Below are 20,154 nucleotides of genomic sequence, written 5' to 3' on the forward strand. Positions count from 1 at the left end.
ATGGACATTCAGGATCAACTACACGACCAGCTTAGTCGCCGAAATTTTCTTGGTCAGGCGAGCGCGGGCATTGGCACTATGGCACTGGCGTCGCTGCTGAACCCGACGACTTTATTCGGCGGTACAGGCTCGTCTGATAATCCGGCTGTGGGAAAGCCGCACTTTGCTCCAAAGGTCAAGCGCGTGATTTACCTGTTTCAGAGCGGGGCACCGAGCCAGTTGGAATTGTTTGATTACAAGCCGAAACTCGAAGCCATGTGGGGGCAGGATTTGCCCGAATCCGTTCGGAAAGGGCAGCGGCTTACGGGTATGACCGCCGGGCAAAGCAAGTTTCCGCTGGCAGCATCGAAATACAAGTTCGCCAAATACGGTCCCGGTCAGATGACGATCAGCGAATTGCTGCCGCACACGGCACGCATGGCGGGCGACCTGTCGTTTATCCGGTCGATGCATACCGAAGCCATTAATCACGATCCTGCCGTTACGTTTTTTCAGACCGGCAATCAGCAGGCCGGTCGGCCCAGTTTCGGGTCCTGGATCAGTTACGGCCTCGGCTCCGACAACCAGAATCTGCCTGCGTTTGTGGTGCTGCTGAGCAAGGGGCGCAACGGCGATCAGCCGCTTTATGCCAAATTGTGGAGTAACGGCTTTCTGTCGTCGGTACATCAGGGCGTGGTATTTCGGTCGGGTCCCGACCCGGTTTACTACCTCAATAATCCACCTGGTATCGACAAAGCCAGCCGACGCCGGATGCTCGATTACCTGACCAAACTGCATCAGGAGCAGTTTAAACACGTACTCGACCCGGAGATCAACAACCGTATGGCGCAGTATGAGATGGCGTACCGGATGCAAACATCAGTCCCCGAAACGCTCGACATCTCGAAAGAGCCGGATTACATTTTTGATATGTACGGCCCCGACAGCCGCAAACCCGGTACCTTTGCTGCCAACTGCCTGCTGGCCCGCAAACTGGTTGAAAAAGACGTAAAATTCGTGCAGTTATACCATCAGGGATGGGATCAGCACGGTAATCTGCCCAACGACATCAAGATTCAGACCAAGAGCGTCGATCAGCCGTCGGCAGCACTTATTGCCGACCTGAAACAACGCGGTTTATTAGATGATACGCTTGTGATTTGGGGGGGTGAATTTGGCCGGGGAGCCTACTCACAGGGCAAACTCACCCGCGACAATTATGGCCGCGACCATCATCCGCGCGCGTTTACGATCTGGATGGCCGGAGCGGGCGTGAAAAAAGGTGTAGTGTATGGCGAAACCGATGATTTCGGTTATAACGTTATCAAAGACCCGGTTCACGTGCATGATTTTCAGGCTACAGTGCTCCATCTGATGGGCATCGATCACGAAAAACTGACCTTTAAAAGCCAGGGACGACGCTACCGCCTGACCGATGTGCATGGCAAAGTGATCAAGCCGCTGCTGGCGTAAATGCCAAAATAAATCTGTAAATTGCCTTACTGTCGCTCACTGACGGTAAGGCTTTTTCATTTTCTGAACATATGCATGTATGGAAGCCACTGTAGTTAACGTACCAGCTATTACACACGACCTCGCCGAAGACGAACTGCTACGCATGCCCGCTACCTGGGACGATTATTTTCAGGTGCTCGATGAGGCAGACTCAACCGTAACTGTTCAATTTTTAGATGGCGAAATTATTATGAGTCAGGCCTCGCGCGCGCATGAGAGTTTAGTCATTGTTTTGGGAACATTATTGTCCATGCACTTCATTGGTAAACCAGCATATGATGTGCTGGGCAGTAATGTGAAAATTGTTATCCCGAACCGGGCAGGTGATGTAAATGCCGATGTTTCTGTTGTGAAAGAACCTGTTCTGTATGGCGAAACGCCCAATGGCAACGTATCGGACATGCGAATCAAAAATCCAGAAATCGTTGTCGAAGTTCTGTCGAAAAGTACACGCAAATTTGATCTGGAAGAAAAACTATCCTACTACAAACTGATTCCGTCGCTGCAATACATTCTTTTCGTTGATCAATACCGGCCCTTCGCATCGGTGTACGCCCGAACGCCCGTACCAGACGAGTGGCTGAATCACGACTACCGGACACTCGACGCTGTTGTGCGTATGGGCGACGTAGAGTTACCGATGACACACATCTACCGCAAAATCACCGTCACGAAGTAAATTAATTATTCGGCTGCTTTAAAAACATTGTAGATGTTTATATTTGTAATCGGTTACAAATATTCTCCTCAACCCAAACCATATTCAGCACAAGTACTCATTCATGTTTTACGGGCTTCGCACGAAACGGGTCGCCATTGCTTCCCTGCTTTGGACAATTACGAGCATCTGGTGTGTTCAGGCCGTTGCGCAAAAAGTAGCCCGTCGAGGGGTATTAGACCTTCGCAATGTCCAGCTATCGCAACGACCTATCGAGCTAAGGGGCGAGTGGAAGTGGTATTGGCGGCAACTTCGTACACAGAATAGCACTGAAACGGCTTTTGAATACACGGCGTTTCCACAACTATGGTCGGCCAGCCGCTGGCAGGGGCGACCTGTAGGCAGTCAGGGCTACGCCACCTATTCGCTCACCGTGCTGTTGCCTCCCCACAAGGCTCCGCTGATGCTCGAACTGCCCGATCAATACAGCGCGTATCGGCTGTTTGTAAATGGTCGCGAACTGGCGCACGACGGCAACCCGGCCACAACAAGGGCCGAAACCATACCGTACTGGTCAACTCAACTTGCCGAATTGCCGGTTGCCGATACACTTCGATTGGTGCTTCAAATCGCCAATTTTCATCATGCCAAAGGTGGCTCCACGCAACCAATTCGGTTAGGGCTGGCGTCTGAACTTCGTCTGGCTCAGGACGACGACCGGGCACTCGACCTGTTTCTGGTTGGGTGTTTGTTCATGAGCGGCCTGTTTCTACTGGGGTTATTTAGTTTCAGCAAAACCGACCGGGCCATTTTGTATTTTGGTCTGTTTTGCCTGACTTATAGCTATCGAATTATCGGCACCGATCTGTATGTACTCCACACATTGCTGCCCGCTATTCCGTGGCAGGTAACGGTTCGGTTAGAGTACCTGTCGCTGTATGCATCGGTCGGTTTGTTTGTGGCTTATACGCAACTACTGTATCCGTGGGAGACGCACCCGCGTTTGGTTCGGCTCATGATTGGGCTGTGTGCAGCCTTTGCGGTTACGGTGGTGTTGCCAGCGCGCTGGTTTACGCAGTTGATTAATCCGTTTCTGTTTTTGATGCTGGGCTACATCGGCTATGCCTGCTACGTTTATTGGATGGCCGCCCGACGCCGACGCCCCGGTGCCATGTATTCGCTTATCAGTACGGCCCTGCTGATGCTGGTGTTCGGGCTGATTATTCTCCAGTATGTTGGCCTGACCATACCGGCAACAGCACTGCTCTTTGCTGGTTATCTGATCTTCTTCTTCCTGCAATCGTTGGTATTGTCGTTTCGATATGCCTACGAACTTGGCGAGGCCCGCAAGATAGAAAAGCAGTTTCTGGCAAATATGAGCCACGAAATCAGAACGCCCCTCAACGCCATTCTGGGGTTTTCCAATTTGCTGCAAACCACCAAACTAACGGAAGAACAGGAGGAGTTTCTGCGGTATATCCGAACGGCTGGCAATAATCTGCTGACCGTTGTCAACGACATTCTCGACTTCACCAAAATTGAAGCCGGATTACTGCCCTTAGAGTCGGTGCCGTTCAGTGTGCAGGCTCTGATCGATTCGCTGCAAACCATGCTGATGCCTGCTGCCGATGATAAAAATCTGAAGCTCTCAGTTGAAGTAGACCCGACATTGCCACCAGTGCTACTCGGCGACCCAACCCGACTGACGCAAATTTTGCTCAACCTGATGAGTAACGCGATCAAGTTTACCCGAAAAGGGAGCGTTACCGTTCGGGCGAATAAACTTGAACAGACGAGCGATACCGTGCAGGTGCAGCTTATGGTCGAAGATACCGGTGTTGGCATTGACGCCGATGCATTGCCGCATATTTTTGAGCGATTCAAGCAAGCCAACGATTCAACGACGCGGTTTTATGGCGGCACGGGCCTGGGGCTGAGTATCGTAAAATCGCTGACAGAACTACAGGGCGGCACCGTCAGCGTGACCAGTACAGCAGATGAAGGGTCGTGTTTTATTGTAACGATTGGCTACCGAATCGCACCGAACGAGGGAGAATTAGCTACCGACCAAACAGTGTCGGCATGGGTGCAGACAGAGAAAGTTGCCGGGCGGTTATTACGGGTTCTGGTCGTTGAAGATAATCCAATGAACCAGAAACTTGCCCTTGGCGTATTGAATCGGCTCGGCCATATGGCGAAAGTAGCCGAAAACGGGCAGGTGGCACTCGATCTACTCGAACATTATGACTTTGATCTGGTGCTGATGGATATTCAGATGCCCGTGATGGATGGGTTTACTACCACGTTTAGCATACGCAATAAAATGCACAGTTCGGTGCCTATTATTGCCATGACGGCCCATGCGCTGGCAAGCGAGCGCGAAAAATGCCTTCAGGCGGGCATGAACGATTTCCTGCCCAAGCCATTCCGACCGCAGGATTTGCAGCAAATGATCCGAAAACACGTACCCGCTGCGTCGAAACCACCTGCACCCGCTCCTGCACCCATTCCTGAACCGATACCGGCCCCACCGCCCAGCCCGCAAACTGATTTCTCTATTGAACCGCTGGTAAAAGCTGTCGGCGATGATACTGATTTGGCCCATGAGTTGCTCGACCTCTTTCTACAGCAAACGCCCGACCAAAATGAGGAAATACGGCAGGCACTCGTCAACAGCGACCGGGCCACAGTGAAGGCCGTGATTCACAGCCAGAAAGCCAGCATAAAGATGCTGGGCTTAACCGAATCGACGCAGCAGATTCAGGAAATCGAAGCTCTCTTACAGGCGCAGGCTGAGTTGAGCGACATTGCTCCGTTGGTTCGGGCCTACCTGACCCTTCTCGATACGAAGCTGGTAGCCATCAGGTCGTTTGTAGAGAGTAAACCATAGATGATGAAACGGGTAGTTTGCGCGAACGGCTGCGTTTTAAACGCGAACAACGGCGTTTATACAACACGCTCCCCGATCACTCTTATATCGCTCATTGCCGCTTATGAACCGTCAGGCCCTGCGTTTTCTTACCGTACTTATTAGTTCGGCTTTGTTTGCTTCCTGTTCGCGCACGACCGATGCGCCCGACACTACGCCAAAATTCAGGTTAGTGCCGGGTAAAGTGTTCTACTTTAAGTCGTTCGTGGATTGTAACATGGCCGAAGCCTGGGTAGGTGATACGTTCCGTATTTTTCCGGGCAAATATGGCGAAGACCCCGTCTGGGGTACGGCCAATGACCTGAAATTCGGCGACGGTGCCAATGCCGATGAAGCCTTCAGCCGCGAAGCCAGCGAGTTTACAACCCCGAAAATGCCCAAAAATGCACCGGTAGGAAAACCCGGCCTGCACGGGGCCGTGTGGTTCGAGACGGTTTATCAAAGCCCCGCCGACAAATCGGGCCGGACGCTCTATGCTGTTTATCACAACGAAAATTACCCGGCTACGTTACCCTATGATCCTAAAACTGGCTCTGGCTATATCGATAAAAACTGGCCGCAGGGATTAAAAGGGCCAACTTCTGCCGCTGCCGTTTGCCGGATTGGAATTATGAAATCGGTAGACGGTGGGCGGAGTTGGGACAATCGGGGGCTGTTTATCGAAGACCATCAGCCGCGCATGATTCTGAAACCCCACAATACGTCAAACACGTTCGCCGGGGGTGTCGGCGATCCGTCGGCGGTGGCTTCCGGCGATTATTTGTACCTGTTCTACGGTGAGTATGGTTATCCGGGTGTATACGACGCCAAAACCTACGACCCAACCAAAGAATGGAGTGGGCAGTGCATCAGCGTGGCCCGCATAAAACTGTCTGACCTCGACAATCCGGTGGGTAAAGCCCGGCGGTGGGATGGCCGCAGTTTCAATGCCCTGCCCGATAGCGTGGGTGCGCCGGTGAAATCGCTCCAGATTCCGCGTGATTCGGCGGGTGGCCCGGCATCGTCGCCCACGGGCGGGTTTCACTGGGGGCCGTCGGTGAGTTGGAATACGTATCTAAACTGCTGGGTCATGCTGATGGGCCACGTGACGGGGTCGTCGTGGGCAGGGAGCAAGATTTATATCTCGTTCAACAAAAATAAAGACCTCGGCGAAGGCGATAATGCGCAGCAATGGTCGAAGCCGCAACTCCTGCTCGACCGGCCTGGCCATTTTCTATGGTATCCCTCGCTCCAACCCATGAACACCCCCGACGATATTGCCAACAGAAGCACCTGCCTTCGGCTCGGCCAACGCGCCCGTTTGTTCGTGAAAGACATTCTGCCCGAAAAGAGCGTGTATCTATCGGAATATGTAATTGAGTTTGAGAAGTAGAGACGCAAGATTTTGCGTCTCCTTCGCGTCAGTAAGATTTTGCGTCTCTTTCGCGTCAGCAAGATTTTGCGTCTCCTTCATCGGAATGACAGAGATCAAACCGCAGCCTCTTCTCCAATCGTTACCAGATTGTGTTTCATCAGGTACTCGGCAATTTGCACGGCGTTGGTGGCAGCCCCTTTGCGTAGATTATCGGCTACACACCAGAAATTCAGCGTTTTAGGTTGCGTTTCATCGCGCCGGATGCGCCCTACAAATACCTCGTCGCGCCCGTGGGCGGTTAGCGGCATTGGGTATTCAAACGCTTTTGAATCGTTTTGCACAACAATTCCTTCGGCATTGCGGAGCAATTCAACCACGTCATCCAATTCAAATTCGTGGTCAAACTCTACGTTAATAGCCTCCGAATGGCCGCCGATGGTTGGAATCCGCACGGTGGTAGCCGTTACACGGATGCTGTCGTCGCCCATAATTTTCTTGGTTTCATTCACCATCTTCATTTCCTCTTTCGTATAGCCATTATCGAGAAATACGTCGATGTGCGGCAACACGTTGAGGTCAATGGGGTGAGGATACACTTTTTGCGCATCGGCACGGCCTTCACGCTCGGCAAATAACTGATCGACAGCCGCTTTGCCCGTACCCGTTACTGACTGGTAGGTTGATACCACAATACGTTTCGCTTTGTAGCGGTCGTGCAGGGGTTTCAGAGCTACCACCATCTGAATGGTTGAGCAGTTCGGATTAGCAATGATTTTATCGTCGGGCGTGAGCGTATCGGCGTTGATTTCGGGCACAACCAATTTCTTGGTCGGGTCCATACGCCATGCCGACGAGTTATCGATTACGGTGATGCCAGCTTCGGCAAATTTGGGTGCCAGCGCGAGCGACGTGCTGCCGCCTGCCGAAAAAATCGCAATGGCGGGTTTAGCCGCAATGGCATCCTCAAAGCTGACAACGGTATATTGCTTTCCCTTAAACTCGACCTGTTTACCTACCGACCGCTCTGAAGCAACCGGGATCAGTTCAGAGACGGGAAAGTTACGTTCTTCGAGCACTTTCAGGATTTCGCCACCGACAAGGCCGGTAGCCCCAACAACTGCGATTTTCATAAAAGTAACGCGGGTGGAAACCCGCCTTGATTAAATTAACAAAAAGCGGGTTTCTGCCCGCATTACTGAATTGCCCGCAAAAGTACAGCAAAATCGCTGATCGACAGATGTTTTGTTCGACAGAAAAACAGGCAGTTAGAACCGGCCAACCAGCCCAACGCCCGAAATACTAAGGTTTGAATAGGGCTGCACTTGCCACGAAATGCCCTGCCGCTGCCGCAATGACCGATTGTAGTATTGCACAGCCTGCCGCATCCGTTGACCGGGTCGCAACATCCACGCACCCGTGGCTGAGATAAGAAAACCACCCAGAAACATGGCTACGCCCGTTGTGACGGCCCCATGATTGGTGCGGTCAGGAGTCGGGTTGCAGTATCCATAACACATCATGCCATTAATAACCGTCCCATTTGGCGTATAGGGACCCCGATTAGCTTCGCCAGTACGGTCGTTGGACAAACCAACGCTTAGCCCTATAATTGACGTAACGATACCGCCCGCAATGAGCCAGCCGCCCGCGTATCGGCTACGCATATACGCATTGAAATTCTGAATGGCGTCCGGGTCGCCCGACGCCATAATATACGGGCGCAGGTCTTTTGCCCTGATGTCCAGACCATCATAGGTATACTGCGTTCGGCCACTCCAGCCGCCATACGCACCCACGTAGGTAGGAATCATGTCGCTCTCAATCGGTTTTAACTCTTCTGGTCGAATAGGCCGGAGTGTATCGGGCTGGGCCTGAGTTAGTAAGGGCAGGGCTGTCAGGAGCCAAAAAAGCCGTTTCATGGTCGTTGATGTTTATCTGAAGCAATATAAACAAAGTATCATACGACGACATTAAGGCTTGATTAGAAGCTGATTAACGCTGCGTTACAAAACTGTTCGGGCCGAAGAAAACATAGCTTGCTTCGGGCGTTAGGTACACGTGCAGCGGAACGTCAGTTGGTTCAACGTCTTCGATTTGTTCAACCGGCTCGAATAGCGACAGGCCAATTTTCAGGCAATTGGGTCGACACTCGGCCAGAAAACGGTCGTAGTAGCCTTTACCATAGCCGACTCTGTGCCCATTTTTGCCAAACGCCAGCAACGGCACCAGCACCACGTCAATTTGTTGGCTATCAACGGCTGATTGCCCGTTTCCAACGGGTTCGGGAATGCCCCAGCGGTTCTCTACCAGCACCGTTTCGGGCGTAAGTACGTAGTGCGTAAGGCCGTTTGCGTTTGTATCGGTAATAGAAACAGCGATATTGACCTGCGGAAGGTCGCGCCAGAGCCGACGAATAATCGGCCATGTATCAACTTCGTTTTGCCGGGCAATCGGCAGGAAGGTGTGAAGCAGGCTGGTGTGTTGGGGCAACAGAATGTCAAAAAAACGCTTAGTTATCTGCTGACTCATCGTCTGCACGTCAGTGACCGATAACGCCCGGCGTTGCGCCAGAAACTGTTTTCTAAGTTCGGCTTTGGTCATCAATTTTCTAAACAAAGCTGCATCCTGAAATCGAACGGATTAAAAGCAGCCAGCATTTTTTGCAGAAAAGCCCGGTCGTTCAACTGGAACGTGAGGAAATTTTCGGTGCGTTCCTGTAGGCCGCCGTTCGGAAACAGTTCTTCTTTTACGGTCAGCAATTGCCGGATGCCTGTTTCCTGATTGCGCTCTTCGGCCCGACGCAGCTTTTTTTCGAGCCGAACAACCGCGTTGGCGAAGCGTTTGGTTTCGGCCAGAACCGCCCGTTCGAGTGTGGGGTCAACCATTTGTGCTTTGTGCAGAATGGCGTCCAATGCCTTGTTTACCTGTTTATTTTCGGCATCGAACCGGAGCGCGTGGCGGGTATGCGTATCGACGTACTCGTGTTTAAGCGTTTGGGTATCCCGAAACAGTTCTTCGGGCGTTAAGCCCAGTTTATGAATTCGTCGGGCTGTAACCTTCGGTACGTAAGTGGCAAAATTTCGGGGCATCAGCAGCGGAAAAGGCGTTTCGTATAAATCGAACACGCTTTTGAGTTGCAGCCAGTATGGCACCTCCGACGGGCCACCGATGTAGGCCAGATTTGGCAGAATGGTTTCCTGATACAACGGGCGCAGCACCACGTTCGGGCTAAAACGCTCAGGATGTTCGTCAAGCATTCGCAACAACTCTTCTTTCGTAAAGCGCAGTTTGGTATGCACGACTTTATACGTACCATCCGGCAGTTGTTCGATGCGTTCGCGGAGCTGGTCGTCTAAATAGAACAGGTTAATGTCGCGGGGGGTGATAACGGTTTTATACCCCAACTGCCCGAGTTGGTCGGTGCGTTGCTGTACCTGCTCATTAGCCCGCTGATGCAACAGTTCGTCGCGCATGATGGGCGCAAACAGCCCTTTCAGGTGGGCGTCGTCGGCATCTAAGCAAATCAGCCCTTCGGCCCCAAACAACTCGTTGATAAAGTACCGAACGGCATCAGATAACGTGCTGTGTTTCAGATAAGCATCTTCAAACAGGCTGAGTTTTTCGGGTATCTGGGCAAACAGCGTTTTCAGTTCCTGCGGGTTCATGCGCCCCACCGCCCCGCGTTGCTCGGTTTCCCAGCGGTAATCGCGCCCGAACAGCCGGAAGTGATTGATTTCAGCAAAATCGTGGTCTTCGGTTGCCATCCAGTATACCGGCACAAACGTATAGTCCGGGTAGTTTTTCTGCAACTGTCGGGCCAGATTGATAGTCGTAATCAGCTTGTAAACGATGTAGATTGGTCCGGTAAAAATAGTGAGCTGATGCCCCGTCGTAACCGTAAACGTGTTGGGCTGTAATAGTATCGAAAAATCAGGCTTGTTAGCTATGTGTGCATACTGCCGGGTGAGCGTATCGACTAACGTCTGCCGTTTTTCAGGCGAAAACGTTCGTTCCTGAATTTGCTCCTGAAAGCCCGAAAGGGTAGGAAAGCGGTTGTAGAACGGGCGAAGACTGTCTTTTTGATTGAGGTAATCGAGAAAAAGAGAAGAAAATTGGCCGGTGGCAGAAAGCGGCAGGTACTGACAGTCCATGCAGATTAGGATTTACCACAGCCAACAAACAAAAAACCCGCAAGGTTCGGAGCCTGCGGGAACGTTGGAATCGCGGTTGAGAAATAAATATTTTTCGGTGCTAATCGTGGTTCAGCCCGCTACTTCTCGTTACTTTCGTAAGACCTATTTCGTAGACAATGACAGCCAGACAAAGTATTCAGATTGATCCCGAAGTATTGGGCGGCACACCCGTATTCAGCGGTACACGGGTAGCAATTCAAACCTTGTTCGATTATTTAGAAACCAGTTCACTAAATGACTTCCTGGAAGGCTATCCCTCTGTTAGCCGCGAACAGGCCGAAACGGTTATCGAACTTGCCAGCAAATTACTAAATACATTTTCCACTGAGTATGAAGGTGTTGCTTGACGAGAACATCGACATTCGGTTCAGGAATGCTTTCGACAATACAGGCCATGAGGTTTTCACCGTTCGGTATATGGGCTGGAACGGTATCAAAAACGGGCAATTGCTACGGCTGATGCAGCAGGAAGCATTTGATGTGCTGATTGCGGTTGACAAGAATTTGCCTTACCAGCAAAACGCAGATACGCTGCCGGTTAGCGTATTGATTCTTGATGTCAGAAAAAATGTACTGACTCAGTTGCAGCTTTTTGTTCCGCTTATTCTGGAACGGCTTGCTAACGACTTACCGAAAGAAATGGCAACCTTACGCATTGCCTAATTTTTCAGTGCTAATCGTGGTTCTGCCCGCTACTTCTCGCTACTTTCGTAAGAGCAAACCGCTTCAATTCCCTAACCCCAACATGGCGAAGAACACGTTCAAACAGCCCGAACGGGTTGCTGCACAAAAAAAACAACGACGCCGGGTCAAGCTGGCGTCGTATATCAATGATTTTATTGGTCTCGACCGGCTCTTCGGCGAAGACAACGCCTGGCCCATTCGCCACATCGACCGGATTTTGTGGGTCACGTTTCTATTGGTCATCTATATTGCGTTGAATCACAATGCCGAGCGGCTGGTCCGGCGTATTCAGCGCACCAAAACCATAGCCGACGAAAAGCGGACGCAGGCAACCGTGTTGCAGGCTGATTTTATGAAGAGCGGCAAACAGTCGGAACTCTACAAACGGGTAGCTCAACTGGGCCTGACCGATAGTACCTTAACTCCTCCACACAAAATAGTCGTAAAAACCCATGAACCATAAGCAGGAAATTATTCAGCGGGCCAACCACGTTTATTACGTTGTGATTGCGCTGGCTTTAGGCGTGTTGGTACGCCTGGTCTACGTCCAGTATTTTCATACGCACAAGGGCAAACTCTGGCGCGAACGGGTAGCAACTACCATTATCAAACGCGATACGCTCCGGGCTATGCGTGGCAATATTTATGCTACCGACGGTAGTTTGCTGGCAACTTCCCTGCCAACGTATGTGGTTGGGTTAGACCCCACACAGGCCAAACCTGAGTATTTTACCAGAAAAGTTGATTCGCTGGGATTGCTGCTGTCGCGGATTTACAAAGACCGTTCGGCCCGCGACTATGCCGACCTCGTGCGCGATGCCCGGACGCACAAACGCCGGTACGTGCTGCTAAACCGTCGGCGCGTTACGTTTCAGGAACGGCAGGAAATGCTGAAATGGCCGTTCTTCCGGTCGTCGCCGAAAGTGGCGGCTCGCGGGGGCGTATTACGGCCCTACTACGAACGGTATCACCCGTTTGAGCAGATGGCCGGACGAACTATCGGCAACCTCGACGCCAAAACCGGGCGCGGCCTGATTGGTCTGGAAGCCAGTTTCCAGCCCGCTTTGGCTGGCAGAAATGCGGTAGGTTTAGTTGAAGTGCTGTCGGGTGGAGTACGCAAACCCGTTGACGACGGGCCGGAAATGAAACCCGAACCCGGCATGGACCTGTACACCACCATTGATGTCAACTATCAGGACATGGCCGAAAGTGCGCTACGGTCGACGCTCGAAAAATACAACGCGGCCAAAGGATGCGTAATTGTGATGGAAGTAGCCACCGGCGAGATTCGGGCACTGGCAAACCTGAGCCGCACCCGACCGGGGCATTATGTCGAGAATTTTAACCACGCGCTGGCGGGCCGCACCGACCCCGGCAGCACATTTAAGCTGGCAACGATGATGGCTTTACTCGAAGAAAAGGCCATCTCGCTCGAACAGCCCGTGGCAACCGGGGGCGGAGCTACGCGCTACCGGGGTCTGGAAATCCGCGATGCCAAACGTGGGGGTGCGGGTACGATTACAGCCCGGCAGGTGTTCGAGAAATCATCGAACGTAGGAACGCACCTGCTCATGCGCAGCTATTTCTACAGCCGGCCCGATCTGTATTGCCAATACCTGCGTCGGTTCCACCTGACCAAGCCAACGGGCATTCACATGAAAGGAGAGGCTATTCCGGTTGTTCGCAACCCCGACATGAAAGGCTGGAGCAAGGTGTCGCTGACGTCGATGTGTTATGGCTACGAAATGCAGATTACGCCCCTGCAAATGCTGGCATTCTACAACGCTGTAGCCAATGGCGGGCGATGGGTACGGCCCATGATTGTGAAGCGCATCAAACTGGCCGACGAGGTAGTGGAAGAAAATCAGCCATACGTGCTGCCCGAACCCATCTGCTCGAAAGAAACAGCCCGCAAGGCACAGGCGTTGCTGCGGGGCGTGGTCGAACGCGGTACGGCGAAACACATCAACAACCCGCACTATGCCATTGCGGGCAAAACCGGTACGGCCCAGAAAATCATTAACGGACAATATCAGGTTGGCAAATATTACACGTCGTTTATCGGTTATTTCCCGGCCAACAATCCTAAATACAGCATGATTACAGTGGTCGATAGTCCGCAGGGCAACAACATCGACCTGCTGTATGCCGGGGCGGTGGCTGCGCCGGTGTTCAAGCAGATTGCCGACCGGATTGTGGCCTACGATATTCGGATGCACGCGCCCATCCGGGCCGACAAGCAGTTGTCTCGCCCCACAACGGGCCTGCTGGCGGGCTACGCCGACGATCTGCACACCATCGGCACAACGCTGAATATTGCTACCGAACCCAACACGGAAGGCTGGGTTGAAACCACCGATGGCAACCGCTGGCGCAGCCGCCCCACCCGCACCGACCGCGTACCCGACGTGCGCGGTCTGGCCCTGCGCGACGCCCTGTTTCTGCTCGAAAACCGGGGCTTTCGCGTGTCAGTGGAGGGGCATGGCAAAGTGAAAGAACAGTCTATTACTCCCGGCACCGGAACAAGTGAAACGGGCACAAAAGCAATTACTCTAACATTAGGGTAAGAAAGGTCTTATATTGCAGCATGGATGAGATTACAATGCTGCGTGAATTAAGGCAACACGTAGAATATAGTATCCGGCTAATTGAAATTGAGCTTTCACTGGCCGACCCTGTGACGCACACGGATGAAGAGCATGATTTTCTAATCAAGAAGGCCAGAATGTTTAGGGATTCGTTGAAAAGGATTGATGAGCGATTACTGGAATTAGATTAACAGACGACACATGAATCAGGTACAACACTATTTAACACGGTACAAACAAGCCGCAACACTGGAGGAGAAAGAAGCTGTAGTAGCTGACTATCAGTTGTACTTGCAGACGCTTACCCCAGAGGAACGCGACAAAGCCAGGGAAGTAATGGGTGTTCTGTGGCCCAGTATCAAACAACGAATTGACGAATTGACACCTATGATGGACTCTCTAACCAAGATGCTCGACCGGCTTACGACGCCGACTATAAAAGCATAGTAGCGATCAAATTAGGCATTTCCCCCGCCAACCCGTTTTTTTGCAGCCGAAAGCGGACCGTGTGTCCGTAGCCGGGGTATGCAACTCAAAGACCTTCTCTATAAAATTCCGCTGCTGGCAACGTCGGGCCGGATGGATGCCGACATTACGCACCTCACAATGGATTCGCGCCGGGTGGGGCCGGGCAGTTTGTTCGTAGCCGTGCGCGGCACCGTCACCGACGGCCACAACTTCATCGACACGGCCATTCAACAGGGCGCGTCGGCCATTTTGTGCGAAGATTTGCCCGCGAACGTGGCCGATAATGTCGCCTATGTTCGCGTACAGGATTCGGCCCGAACGCTCGGTTTCATAGCGGCTGCCTTCTACGACAATCCGTCGAAAAAGCTGAAGGTGGTAGGCGTAACGGGCACCAACGGCAAAACGTCGGTCGCAACGTTGCTGTTCCGGCTGTTTCGGGGGTTGGGCTATCGGTGCGGGCTGCTCTCGACGGTGCAGAATCAGATTGACGATGAGGTGATTCCGGCCACGCACACCACACCCGACGTTGTTACGACCAACCAACTGCTGACGCAGATGCTGGAACGCGGCTGTTCGCATGTGTTTATGGAAGTCAGTTCGCACGCGGTGGTGCAGGAGCGCATTGCCGGGCTGCACTTCGCCGGGGGCATTTTCACCAACATCACCCACGACCATCTCGACTTCCACAAAACGTTCGATAACTACATCAAAGCCAAGAAAGGCTTTTTCGACCAGTTGCCCGCGTCGGCGTTTGCCCTCACCAACGTTGACGACAAACGCGGGCTGGTGATGTTGCAGAACACAGCCGCCCGCCGGGAAACCTACTCCCTGCAAACACTGGCAACGTTTAAAGGCAAACTTCTGGCCGACAGCCTGTTTGGCCTGAACATGACCATCGATGAGCGCGAAGTATGGTTTAAGTTGATTGGCCGCTTCAATGCCTACAACCTGCTGGCCGTATATGGCGCGGCTGTGCTGCTGGGCGAAGACCCCACCGAAGTATTAACCCAACTGTCGGGCGTAACGCCCCCGTCGGGCCGGTTCGAGCAGGTGGTATCAGCCGATAAAATTGTGGGCATTGTCGATTATGCCCATACGCCCGACGCCCTGCAAAACGTGCTGGAAACCATTAGCGAACTACGGCAGGCCAACGAACAGATCATCACGATTGTGGGGTGTGGCGGCAACCGCGATGCCGCCAAACGCCCCCTTATGGCCGACATTGCCTGCCGCTTCAGCGACCGCGTAATTCTCACCTCCGATAACCCCCGAAACGAAGACCCGATGGCAATTCTGGAGCAGATGCAGGCTGGCGTGTCGCCCGTCGATTTTAAGAAAACGCAGACCATCGAAGACCGGCGCGAAGCTATCGAACGGGCCGTGTTGCTTGCCCAACCGCACGACATTATCTTAGTGGCGGGCAAGGGCCATGAGACCTATCAGGAAATTCGGGGCGTTAAATATGATTTTGATGACCGCGCCGTACTGCGGGAAGCGTTTCAACGCCGATAATCTATAACTTTGAGTGGTTGACTCGTTGAGTGATTGAATGATAGAGTGATTGAATGTGTCCTGCTATGCCATTCAGCAATTCAATCATTCAATCACTCAATCACTCAACCATTCAATCAGTCAACTATGCTCTATTACCTCTTCCAATTCCTTGACGAACAGTACGATTTCCCCGGCGCGGGGGTGTTTCAGTATATTTCGTTTCGTGCGCTTGGCGCGGTTGTAACGTCGCTGCTGATTGCAGCCATTTTCGGTCGGCGTATCATCGACAAACTCCGGCAACTGCAAATCGGCGAGTCGATTCGCGACCTCGGTTTGGAGGGGCAGATGCAAAAACGCGGTACGCCCACCATGGGCGGATTTATTATTCTGGCGTCGCTGCTGATTCCGGCCCTGCTGTTTGCCAAACTCACCAATGTTTACGTGGTGCTGGCCCTCGTATCAACCGTCTGGACCGGCCTGATTGGTTTCTTAGACGACTACATCAAGGTATTTCGCAAGAACAAAGAAGGGCTGGAAGGCAAATTTAAAGTGGTGGGGCAGGTTGGGCTGGGCCTGATTGTGGGACTGACACTGTATTTCAACGAATACGTAAAGATTCGGCGATACGCCCCGCGTCTGCTTAGCACCTCGAACGTGCCCGACGTGTATACCGACATCAAATCGACGCTGACGACGGTGCCGTTTATGAAAAACAACGAGTTCGATTATAGTTCGTTGCTCTTCGGTCTGCTGCCCGATAACTACACCTGGATTGTGTATGTGCTGGTCTGTATTTTCATCATCACCGCCGTATCCAATGGGGCCAATATTACCGATGGCATCGACGGGCTGGCGGCTGGCACATCGGTCATTATTGGCCTGACGATTGGCGTATTGGCCTATCTGTCGGGCAACAAAGTGTTCTCGCAGTATCTCAACATCATGTATATTCCCAACTCAGGCGAACTGGTAATTTTCTGCGCGGCCTTTGTGGGGGCCTGCGTCGGATTTCTGTGGTACAATTCGTATCCGGCGCAGGTGTTTATGGGGGATACCGGTAGCCTGATGTTGGGTGGAGTAATCGCCGTGTTATTTCTGGCGATTCGTAAGGAACTGCTAATTCCAATTGTGTGCGGCATCTTTTTGGCAGAACTGGTGTCGGTTATCATGCAGGTCAGCTACTTCAAATACACGAAGCGAAAATATGGCGAAGGTCGGCGTATTTTTCTGATGTCGCCATTACACCACCACTTCCAGAAAAAAGGCTATCACGAAGCCAAAATCGTGACCCGTTTCTGGATCATCGGCATTATTCTGGCCGTGCTTGCCTTAGCAACGCTGAAACTCCGGTAAAGCTACAAAGTCTGCTTTCGCATCGGCTTCAACAGCACCGTTTGCCGCCCGCCGAGCCAATCGGGGTCGATGCCGACGGTGCCGAAAAGACGGTCCCAACTGCGTTCGTAGCAATGGGCTGCATCGGGAAATGTTTCTGAAACAGCCAATGCCCGCTCGTAAAACGTTTGGGGTTGCTGCTGCACTACATCGCGGTGAACAGCGAACTGTGCGCCCAGCACAAAGGTGTATTGCGACGGTCCATCGGTATCGAACAACGCCCGGTGAAAGCCACGCATATCCAGCCCGCGTCCGTCTTCGTTTTTGCTCCACGGCCTGAACAATCGGTCGCCCCGGTCGTCGTCGGTGTCGATGAGGTGGCCGAGCCAGCGGAAGCCGGTTGGGCTGATGGCGTCGGGTTTTTCGGCAAACGCACGCAGGTTGTGCTTGAAATCGTAGGCATGGTCGAAGGGTTTGCCCTGACAGAAGATCGTCCATTCGGCCAGCGTGTCGTAGCGGCTTACAAGGTGGTGCAGATACGTATGCGCTTCGCGGCCTACGTTGGGCAATGGCACGGCATCTGACCCGGCAGAGCAGTCGGTGCTCTTATCGTAAACGGTAACAGTGAGATTGGCCGGGCGTTTGCGGAGCCAGGCCAGGTCTTCGAGAAAGCGGGCAACAACCAGTTCAGGCATTGTTGTTAAACGCAGAGGAGCGGAGGTAGCGCAAAGGTCGCAGAGTTATCGATTCCTTTGCGTTCTTTGCGAAAATCTCTGCGTCCTCTGCGTTTAAACGAACTGCCATGAATCGAACGTGTTTATTCTTCATCACTACGCTCACGCTGCATAGCATGACACAAGCACAAACCCCAGTGGCCCCAAAAGCGGCCATCAAGCCAAAACAACTTATTGTTCACGGCGATACGCGCACCGATAATTATTACTACCTCAACGAGCGCGAAAACCCGGAGGTCATCAACTACCTGAAAGCCGAAAACGCCTACCTCGATCAGGTAATGGCCCCCGTAAAAGGGTTGCAGGAGAAACTTTTTGAGGAGATGAAAGGCCGCATCAAGCAACAGGACGAATCGGTGCCGTATAAAGAAGGCAATTATTTTTATTACACCCGCTACGTGACGGGGGGCGAATACCCGATTTATTGCCGCAAAAAAGGATCGCTCGACGGCTCGGAAGAGGTGATGTTCGATGGCAACGCGCTGGCGAAAGGCCACAACTATTATAACCTCGGCGGTTTTGAGATTTCCGATAATGAAGAGTTAGCCATTTTTGCCGAAGACACCGTCAGCCGTCGTCTCTATACACTTCGGGTCAAAAACCTGAAAACCGGGCAGATTTATCTTGAAGCCATTCCGAACACGGAAGCGGGCAGCTTTGCCTGGGCCGCCGACAACAAAACGCTGTTTTACATCAGGAAAGACCCGCAAACGCTGCTTGGTTATCAGGTGTATCGGCACCTGCTCGGCACCGACCCCAAACAGGACGTATTGGTGTATGAAGAGAAAGACAACCAGTTTTATATGGGGCTGGGTCGCTCAAAATCAAAGAAATACATCACCATCGGCGTCGACCATAACGGCGTGGCAACCGAGTACCGGCTACTCGAAGCCAGCAACCCGAACGGCGCGTTCACGGTGTTTCTGCCCCGCGAAAAAGGGCATGAATACGACATCGTACATTACCAGAACAAATTCTACGTCCGCACGAACTGGAAAGCCGAAAACTTCCGCCTGATGGAAGTGCCGGAAGGCAAAACCACTGACCGCACGGCCTGGAAAGAGGTCATTCCGCACCGCTCCGACGTGTATCTGGCAAATATGGACGTGTTTGCCAATCACCTCGTGCTGGGCGAACGCAAAGCGGGTCTGACCAACATTCGGGTCATCAATCAGAAAAACAAGGCCGATTTCTACCTGCCTTTTCAGGACCCGGCCTATGTAGCAGGCATCGGCTATAATCCTGACTTCAACACGAATGTTGTGCGTTATAGCTATGCCTCGCTCACTACGCCCAATTCGACTTACGATTACAACATGGATACCAAAGCCGCTACACTGATGAAGCGGCAGGAGGTGCTGGGCGGTTTCGACCCGGCCAACTACACCTCCGAACGCGTATTCGTGACCGTGCGCGATGGGGCGAAGGTGCCGGTGTCGATTGTGTACCGCAAAGGCACCAGAAAAGATGGCTCGGCTCCGTTGCTGCAATATGCCTACGGTTCGTATGGCATCAATATGGAACCGGGTTTTAGCAGTACGCGCCTAAGCCTCCTCGACCGGGGGTTTATCTACGCAATGGCGCACATCCGGGGTGGTCAGGAAATGGGTCGTCGGTGGTACGAAGACGGCAAGATGTTGAAAAAGAAAAATACCTTCAACGACTTCGTAGACGTGTCGGAATATCTGGTCAGGAACAAATATACGGCAACGGATAAGTTGTTTGCCATGGGTGGCTCGGCGGGTGGTTTGCTGATGGGTGCCGTGGTGAATCAGGCACCACAGTTGTATCGGGGCGTAGTAGCCGCCGTGCCGTTCGTAGACGTAGTTACAACAATGCTCGATGAAAGCATTCCGCTGACGACCGGCGAGTTTGAGGAGTGGGGCAACCCCAAACAAAAACCGTATTACGACTACATGAAATCGTACTCGCCCTACGACAACGTGCAGAAGAAAGCGTACCCGAACATGCTCGTAACCACTGGCCTGCACGATTCGCAGGTGCAGTATTGGGAACCCGCCAAGTGGGTCGCCAAGCTGCGTACTATGAAAACCGATGCCAATCAACTCCTGCTTCACACTAACATGGAAGCCGGACACGGTGGCGCGTCGGGCCGGTTTCAGGCACTAAAAGAAATCGCGCTGGAGTATGCTTTTATGCTGAATCTGGTTGAGGTGCGGGAGTAAACGAGGAGATTGTCCTGAGCAGGTAAAGGCCAACACAATA

17 protein-coding genes are annotated in these 20,154 nt (G+C 52.5%); 12 read left to right on the top strand and 5 right to left on the bottom strand.

Going from position 1 to position 20,154, the window contains the following annotated elements; translation table 11 throughout:
* The 4 genes from AWR27_RS17585 to AWR27_RS17600 all read left to right on the top strand — a co-directional run bounded on the left by AWR27_RS17585 (position 1) and on the right by AWR27_RS17600 (position 6,453).
* Positions 1–1,452 (top strand): DUF1501 domain-containing protein, encoded by a 1,452-nt coding sequence (locus AWR27_RS17585; RefSeq protein ID WP_077132405.1) that lies wholly within the window; start codon positions 1–3, stop codon positions 1,450–1,452.
* Positions 1,453–1,531: 79 nt separating this feature from the next.
* Positions 1,532–2,173, top strand: a complete 642-nt coding sequence (locus AWR27_RS17590) for a Uma2 family endonuclease (protein WP_077132406.1) — start codon at positions 1,532–1,534, stop codon at positions 2,171–2,173.
* A gap of 103 nt (positions 2,174–2,276) precedes the next feature.
* Positions 2,277–5,042, top strand: a complete 2,766-nt coding sequence (locus AWR27_RS17595; RefSeq protein ID WP_077132407.1) for a response regulator — start codon at positions 2,277–2,279, stop codon at positions 5,040–5,042.
* Between the two features lie 103 nt (positions 5,043–5,145).
* On the top strand, positions 5,146–6,453 hold the full coding sequence (locus AWR27_RS17600; protein ID WP_077134052.1) for a hypothetical protein: 1,308 nt from the start codon (positions 5,146–5,148) through the stop codon (positions 6,451–6,453).
* A gap of 95 nt (positions 6,454–6,548) precedes the next feature.
* On the opposite strand, the gene AWR27_RS17605 is transcribed toward AWR27_RS17600, so the two are convergent.
* From AWR27_RS17605 to bshC, 4 genes are all read right to left on the bottom strand, one after another.
* Positions 6,549–7,565 (bottom strand): aspartate-semialdehyde dehydrogenase, encoded by a 1,017-nt coding sequence (locus tag AWR27_RS17605; protein WP_077132408.1) that lies wholly within the window; start codon positions 7,563–7,565, stop codon positions 6,549–6,551.
* A 135-nt stretch (positions 7,566–7,700) separates the two neighbouring features.
* Entirely contained in the window at positions 7,701–8,354 is a 654-nt protein-coding gene (locus AWR27_RS17610; protein WP_077132409.1) for a hypothetical protein, read from the bottom strand.
* 73 nt (positions 8,355–8,427) lie between these two features.
* A complete protein-coding gene (locus AWR27_RS17615; RefSeq protein WP_077132410.1) occupies positions 8,428–9,036 on the bottom strand; it encodes a 5-formyltetrahydrofolate cyclo-ligase in 609 nt (202 codons plus the stop codon).
* Positions 9,036–10,586 carry a bacillithiol biosynthesis cysteine-adding enzyme BshC gene (gene bshC, locus AWR27_RS17620; RefSeq protein WP_077132411.1) on the bottom strand — a complete coding sequence of 517 codons (1,551 nt, stop codon included), beginning with the start codon at positions 10,584–10,586 and terminating at the stop codon, positions 9,036–9,038. Before bshC ends, AWR27_RS17615 begins: the two co-directional genes overlap by 1 nt.
* 158 nt (positions 10,587–10,744) lie before the next feature.
* On the opposite strand from bshC, the gene AWR27_RS17625 reads away from it, so the two are divergent.
* The 7 genes from AWR27_RS17625 to mraY all read left to right on the top strand — a co-directional run bounded on the left by AWR27_RS17625 (position 10,745) and on the right by mraY (position 17,215).
* Entirely contained in the window at positions 10,745–10,975 is a 231-nt protein-coding gene (locus AWR27_RS17625) for a DUF433 domain-containing protein (protein WP_077132412.1), read from the top strand.
* Positions 10,959–11,291 carry a DUF5615 family PIN-like protein gene (locus AWR27_RS17630; protein WP_077132413.1) on the top strand — a complete coding sequence of 111 codons (333 nt, stop codon included), beginning with the start codon at positions 10,959–10,961 and terminating at the stop codon, positions 11,289–11,291. Before AWR27_RS17625 ends, AWR27_RS17630 begins: the two co-directional genes overlap by 17 nt.
* An 82-nt stretch (positions 11,292–11,373) precedes the next feature.
* Positions 11,374–11,775 carry an FtsL-like putative cell division protein gene (locus AWR27_RS17635; protein ID WP_077132414.1) on the top strand — a complete coding sequence of 134 codons (402 nt, stop codon included), beginning with the start codon at positions 11,374–11,376 and terminating at the stop codon, positions 11,773–11,775.
* Positions 11,765–13,879 carry a penicillin-binding protein gene (locus AWR27_RS17640; RefSeq protein WP_077132415.1) on the top strand — a complete coding sequence of 705 codons (2,115 nt, stop codon included), beginning with the start codon at positions 11,765–11,767 and terminating at the stop codon, positions 13,877–13,879. Before AWR27_RS17635 ends, AWR27_RS17640 begins: the two co-directional genes overlap by 11 nt.
* A gap of 222 nt (positions 13,880–14,101) precedes the next feature.
* Entirely contained in the window at positions 14,102–14,347 is a 246-nt protein-coding gene (locus AWR27_RS17650) for a hypothetical protein (RefSeq protein WP_077132417.1), read from the top strand.
* A 78-nt stretch (positions 14,348–14,425) separates the two neighbouring features.
* A complete protein-coding gene (locus AWR27_RS17655; RefSeq protein WP_077132418.1) occupies positions 14,426–15,880 on the top strand; it encodes a UDP-N-acetylmuramoyl-L-alanyl-D-glutamate--2,6-diaminopimelate ligase in 1,455 nt (484 codons plus the stop codon).
* A 126-nt stretch (positions 15,881–16,006) separates the two neighbouring features.
* Positions 16,007–17,215 (top strand): phospho-N-acetylmuramoyl-pentapeptide-transferase, encoded by a 1,209-nt coding sequence (gene mraY / locus AWR27_RS17660; RefSeq protein ID WP_077132419.1) that lies wholly within the window; start codon positions 16,007–16,009, stop codon positions 17,213–17,215.
* Between the two features lie 2 nt (positions 17,216–17,217).
* Here the strand turns inward: mraY and AWR27_RS17665 are convergent, their stop codons facing one another.
* Positions 17,218–17,889: a DUF3431 domain-containing protein gene (locus tag AWR27_RS17665; protein ID WP_077132420.1), complete on the bottom strand. Its 672-nt coding sequence runs from the start codon at positions 17,887–17,889 to the stop codon at positions 17,218–17,220.
* Positions 17,890–17,996: 107 nt separating this feature from the next.
* On the opposite strand from AWR27_RS17665, the gene AWR27_RS17670 reads away from it, so the two are divergent.
* The gene (locus AWR27_RS17670) at positions 17,997–20,114 is read left to right on the top strand and encodes a S9 family peptidase (RefSeq protein ID WP_077132421.1); all 2,118 of its coding nucleotides are present in this window, start codon (positions 17,997–17,999) and stop codon (positions 20,112–20,114) included.
* The last annotated feature ends 40 nt before the right edge of the window (positions 20,115–20,154 follow it).

The sequence above is a fragment of the Spirosoma montaniterrae genome, assembly GCF_001988955.1.
Classification (GTDB): domain Bacteria; phylum Bacteroidota; class Bacteroidia; order Cytophagales; family Spirosomataceae; genus Spirosoma; species Spirosoma montaniterrae.

Excerpts from the sequence above, each read along its gene's own strand:
- AWR27_RS17665 (WP_077132420.1), bottom strand. The coding sequence starts at position 17,889 with ATGCCTGAACTGGTTGTTGCCCGCTTTCTCGAAGACCTGGCCTGGCTC.
- AWR27_RS17615 (WP_077132410.1), bottom strand. The coding sequence starts at position 9,036 with ATGACCAAAGCCGAACTTAGAAAACAGTTTCTGGCGCAACGCCGGGCG.
- AWR27_RS17635 (WP_077132414.1), top strand. The coding sequence starts at position 11,374 with ATGGCGAAGAACACGTTCAAACAGCCCGAACGGGTTGCTGCACAAAAA.
- AWR27_RS17585 (WP_077132405.1), top strand. The coding sequence starts at position 1 with ATGGACATTCAGGATCAACTACACGACCAGCTTAGTCGCCGAAATTTT.
- AWR27_RS17640 (WP_077132415.1), top strand. The coding sequence starts at position 11,765 with ATGAACCATAAGCAGGAAATTATTCAGCGGGCCAACCACGTTTATTAC.
- AWR27_RS17630 (WP_077132413.1), top strand. The coding sequence starts at position 10,959 with ATGAAGGTGTTGCTTGACGAGAACATCGACATTCGGTTCAGGAATGCT.
- mraY (WP_077132419.1), top strand. The coding sequence starts at position 16,007 with ATGCTCTATTACCTCTTCCAATTCCTTGACGAACAGTACGATTTCCCC.
- AWR27_RS17625 (WP_077132412.1), top strand. The coding sequence starts at position 10,745 with ATGACAGCCAGACAAAGTATTCAGATTGATCCCGAAGTATTGGGCGGC.
- bshC (WP_077132411.1), bottom strand. The coding sequence starts at position 10,586 with ATGGACTGTCAGTACCTGCCGCTTTCTGCCACCGGCCAATTTTCTTCT.
- AWR27_RS17605 (WP_077132408.1), bottom strand. The coding sequence starts at position 7,565 with ATGAAAATCGCAGTTGTTGGGGCTACCGGCCTTGTCGGTGGCGAAATC.
- AWR27_RS17655 (WP_077132418.1), top strand. The coding sequence starts at position 14,426 with ATGCAACTCAAAGACCTTCTCTATAAAATTCCGCTGCTGGCAACGTCG.
- AWR27_RS17610 (WP_077132409.1), bottom strand. The coding sequence starts at position 8,354 with ATGAAACGGCTTTTTTGGCTCCTGACAGCCCTGCCCTTACTAACTCAG.
- AWR27_RS17650 (WP_077132417.1), top strand. The coding sequence starts at position 14,102 with ATGAATCAGGTACAACACTATTTAACACGGTACAAACAAGCCGCAACA.
- AWR27_RS17670 (WP_077132421.1), top strand. The coding sequence starts at position 17,997 with ATGAATCGAACGTGTTTATTCTTCATCACTACGCTCACGCTGCATAGC.
- AWR27_RS17595 (WP_077132407.1), top strand. The coding sequence starts at position 2,277 with ATGTTTTACGGGCTTCGCACGAAACGGGTCGCCATTGCTTCCCTGCTT.
- AWR27_RS17590 (WP_077132406.1), top strand. The coding sequence starts at position 1,532 with ATGGAAGCCACTGTAGTTAACGTACCAGCTATTACACACGACCTCGCC.
- AWR27_RS17600 (WP_077134052.1), top strand. The coding sequence starts at position 5,146 with ATGAACCGTCAGGCCCTGCGTTTTCTTACCGTACTTATTAGTTCGGCT.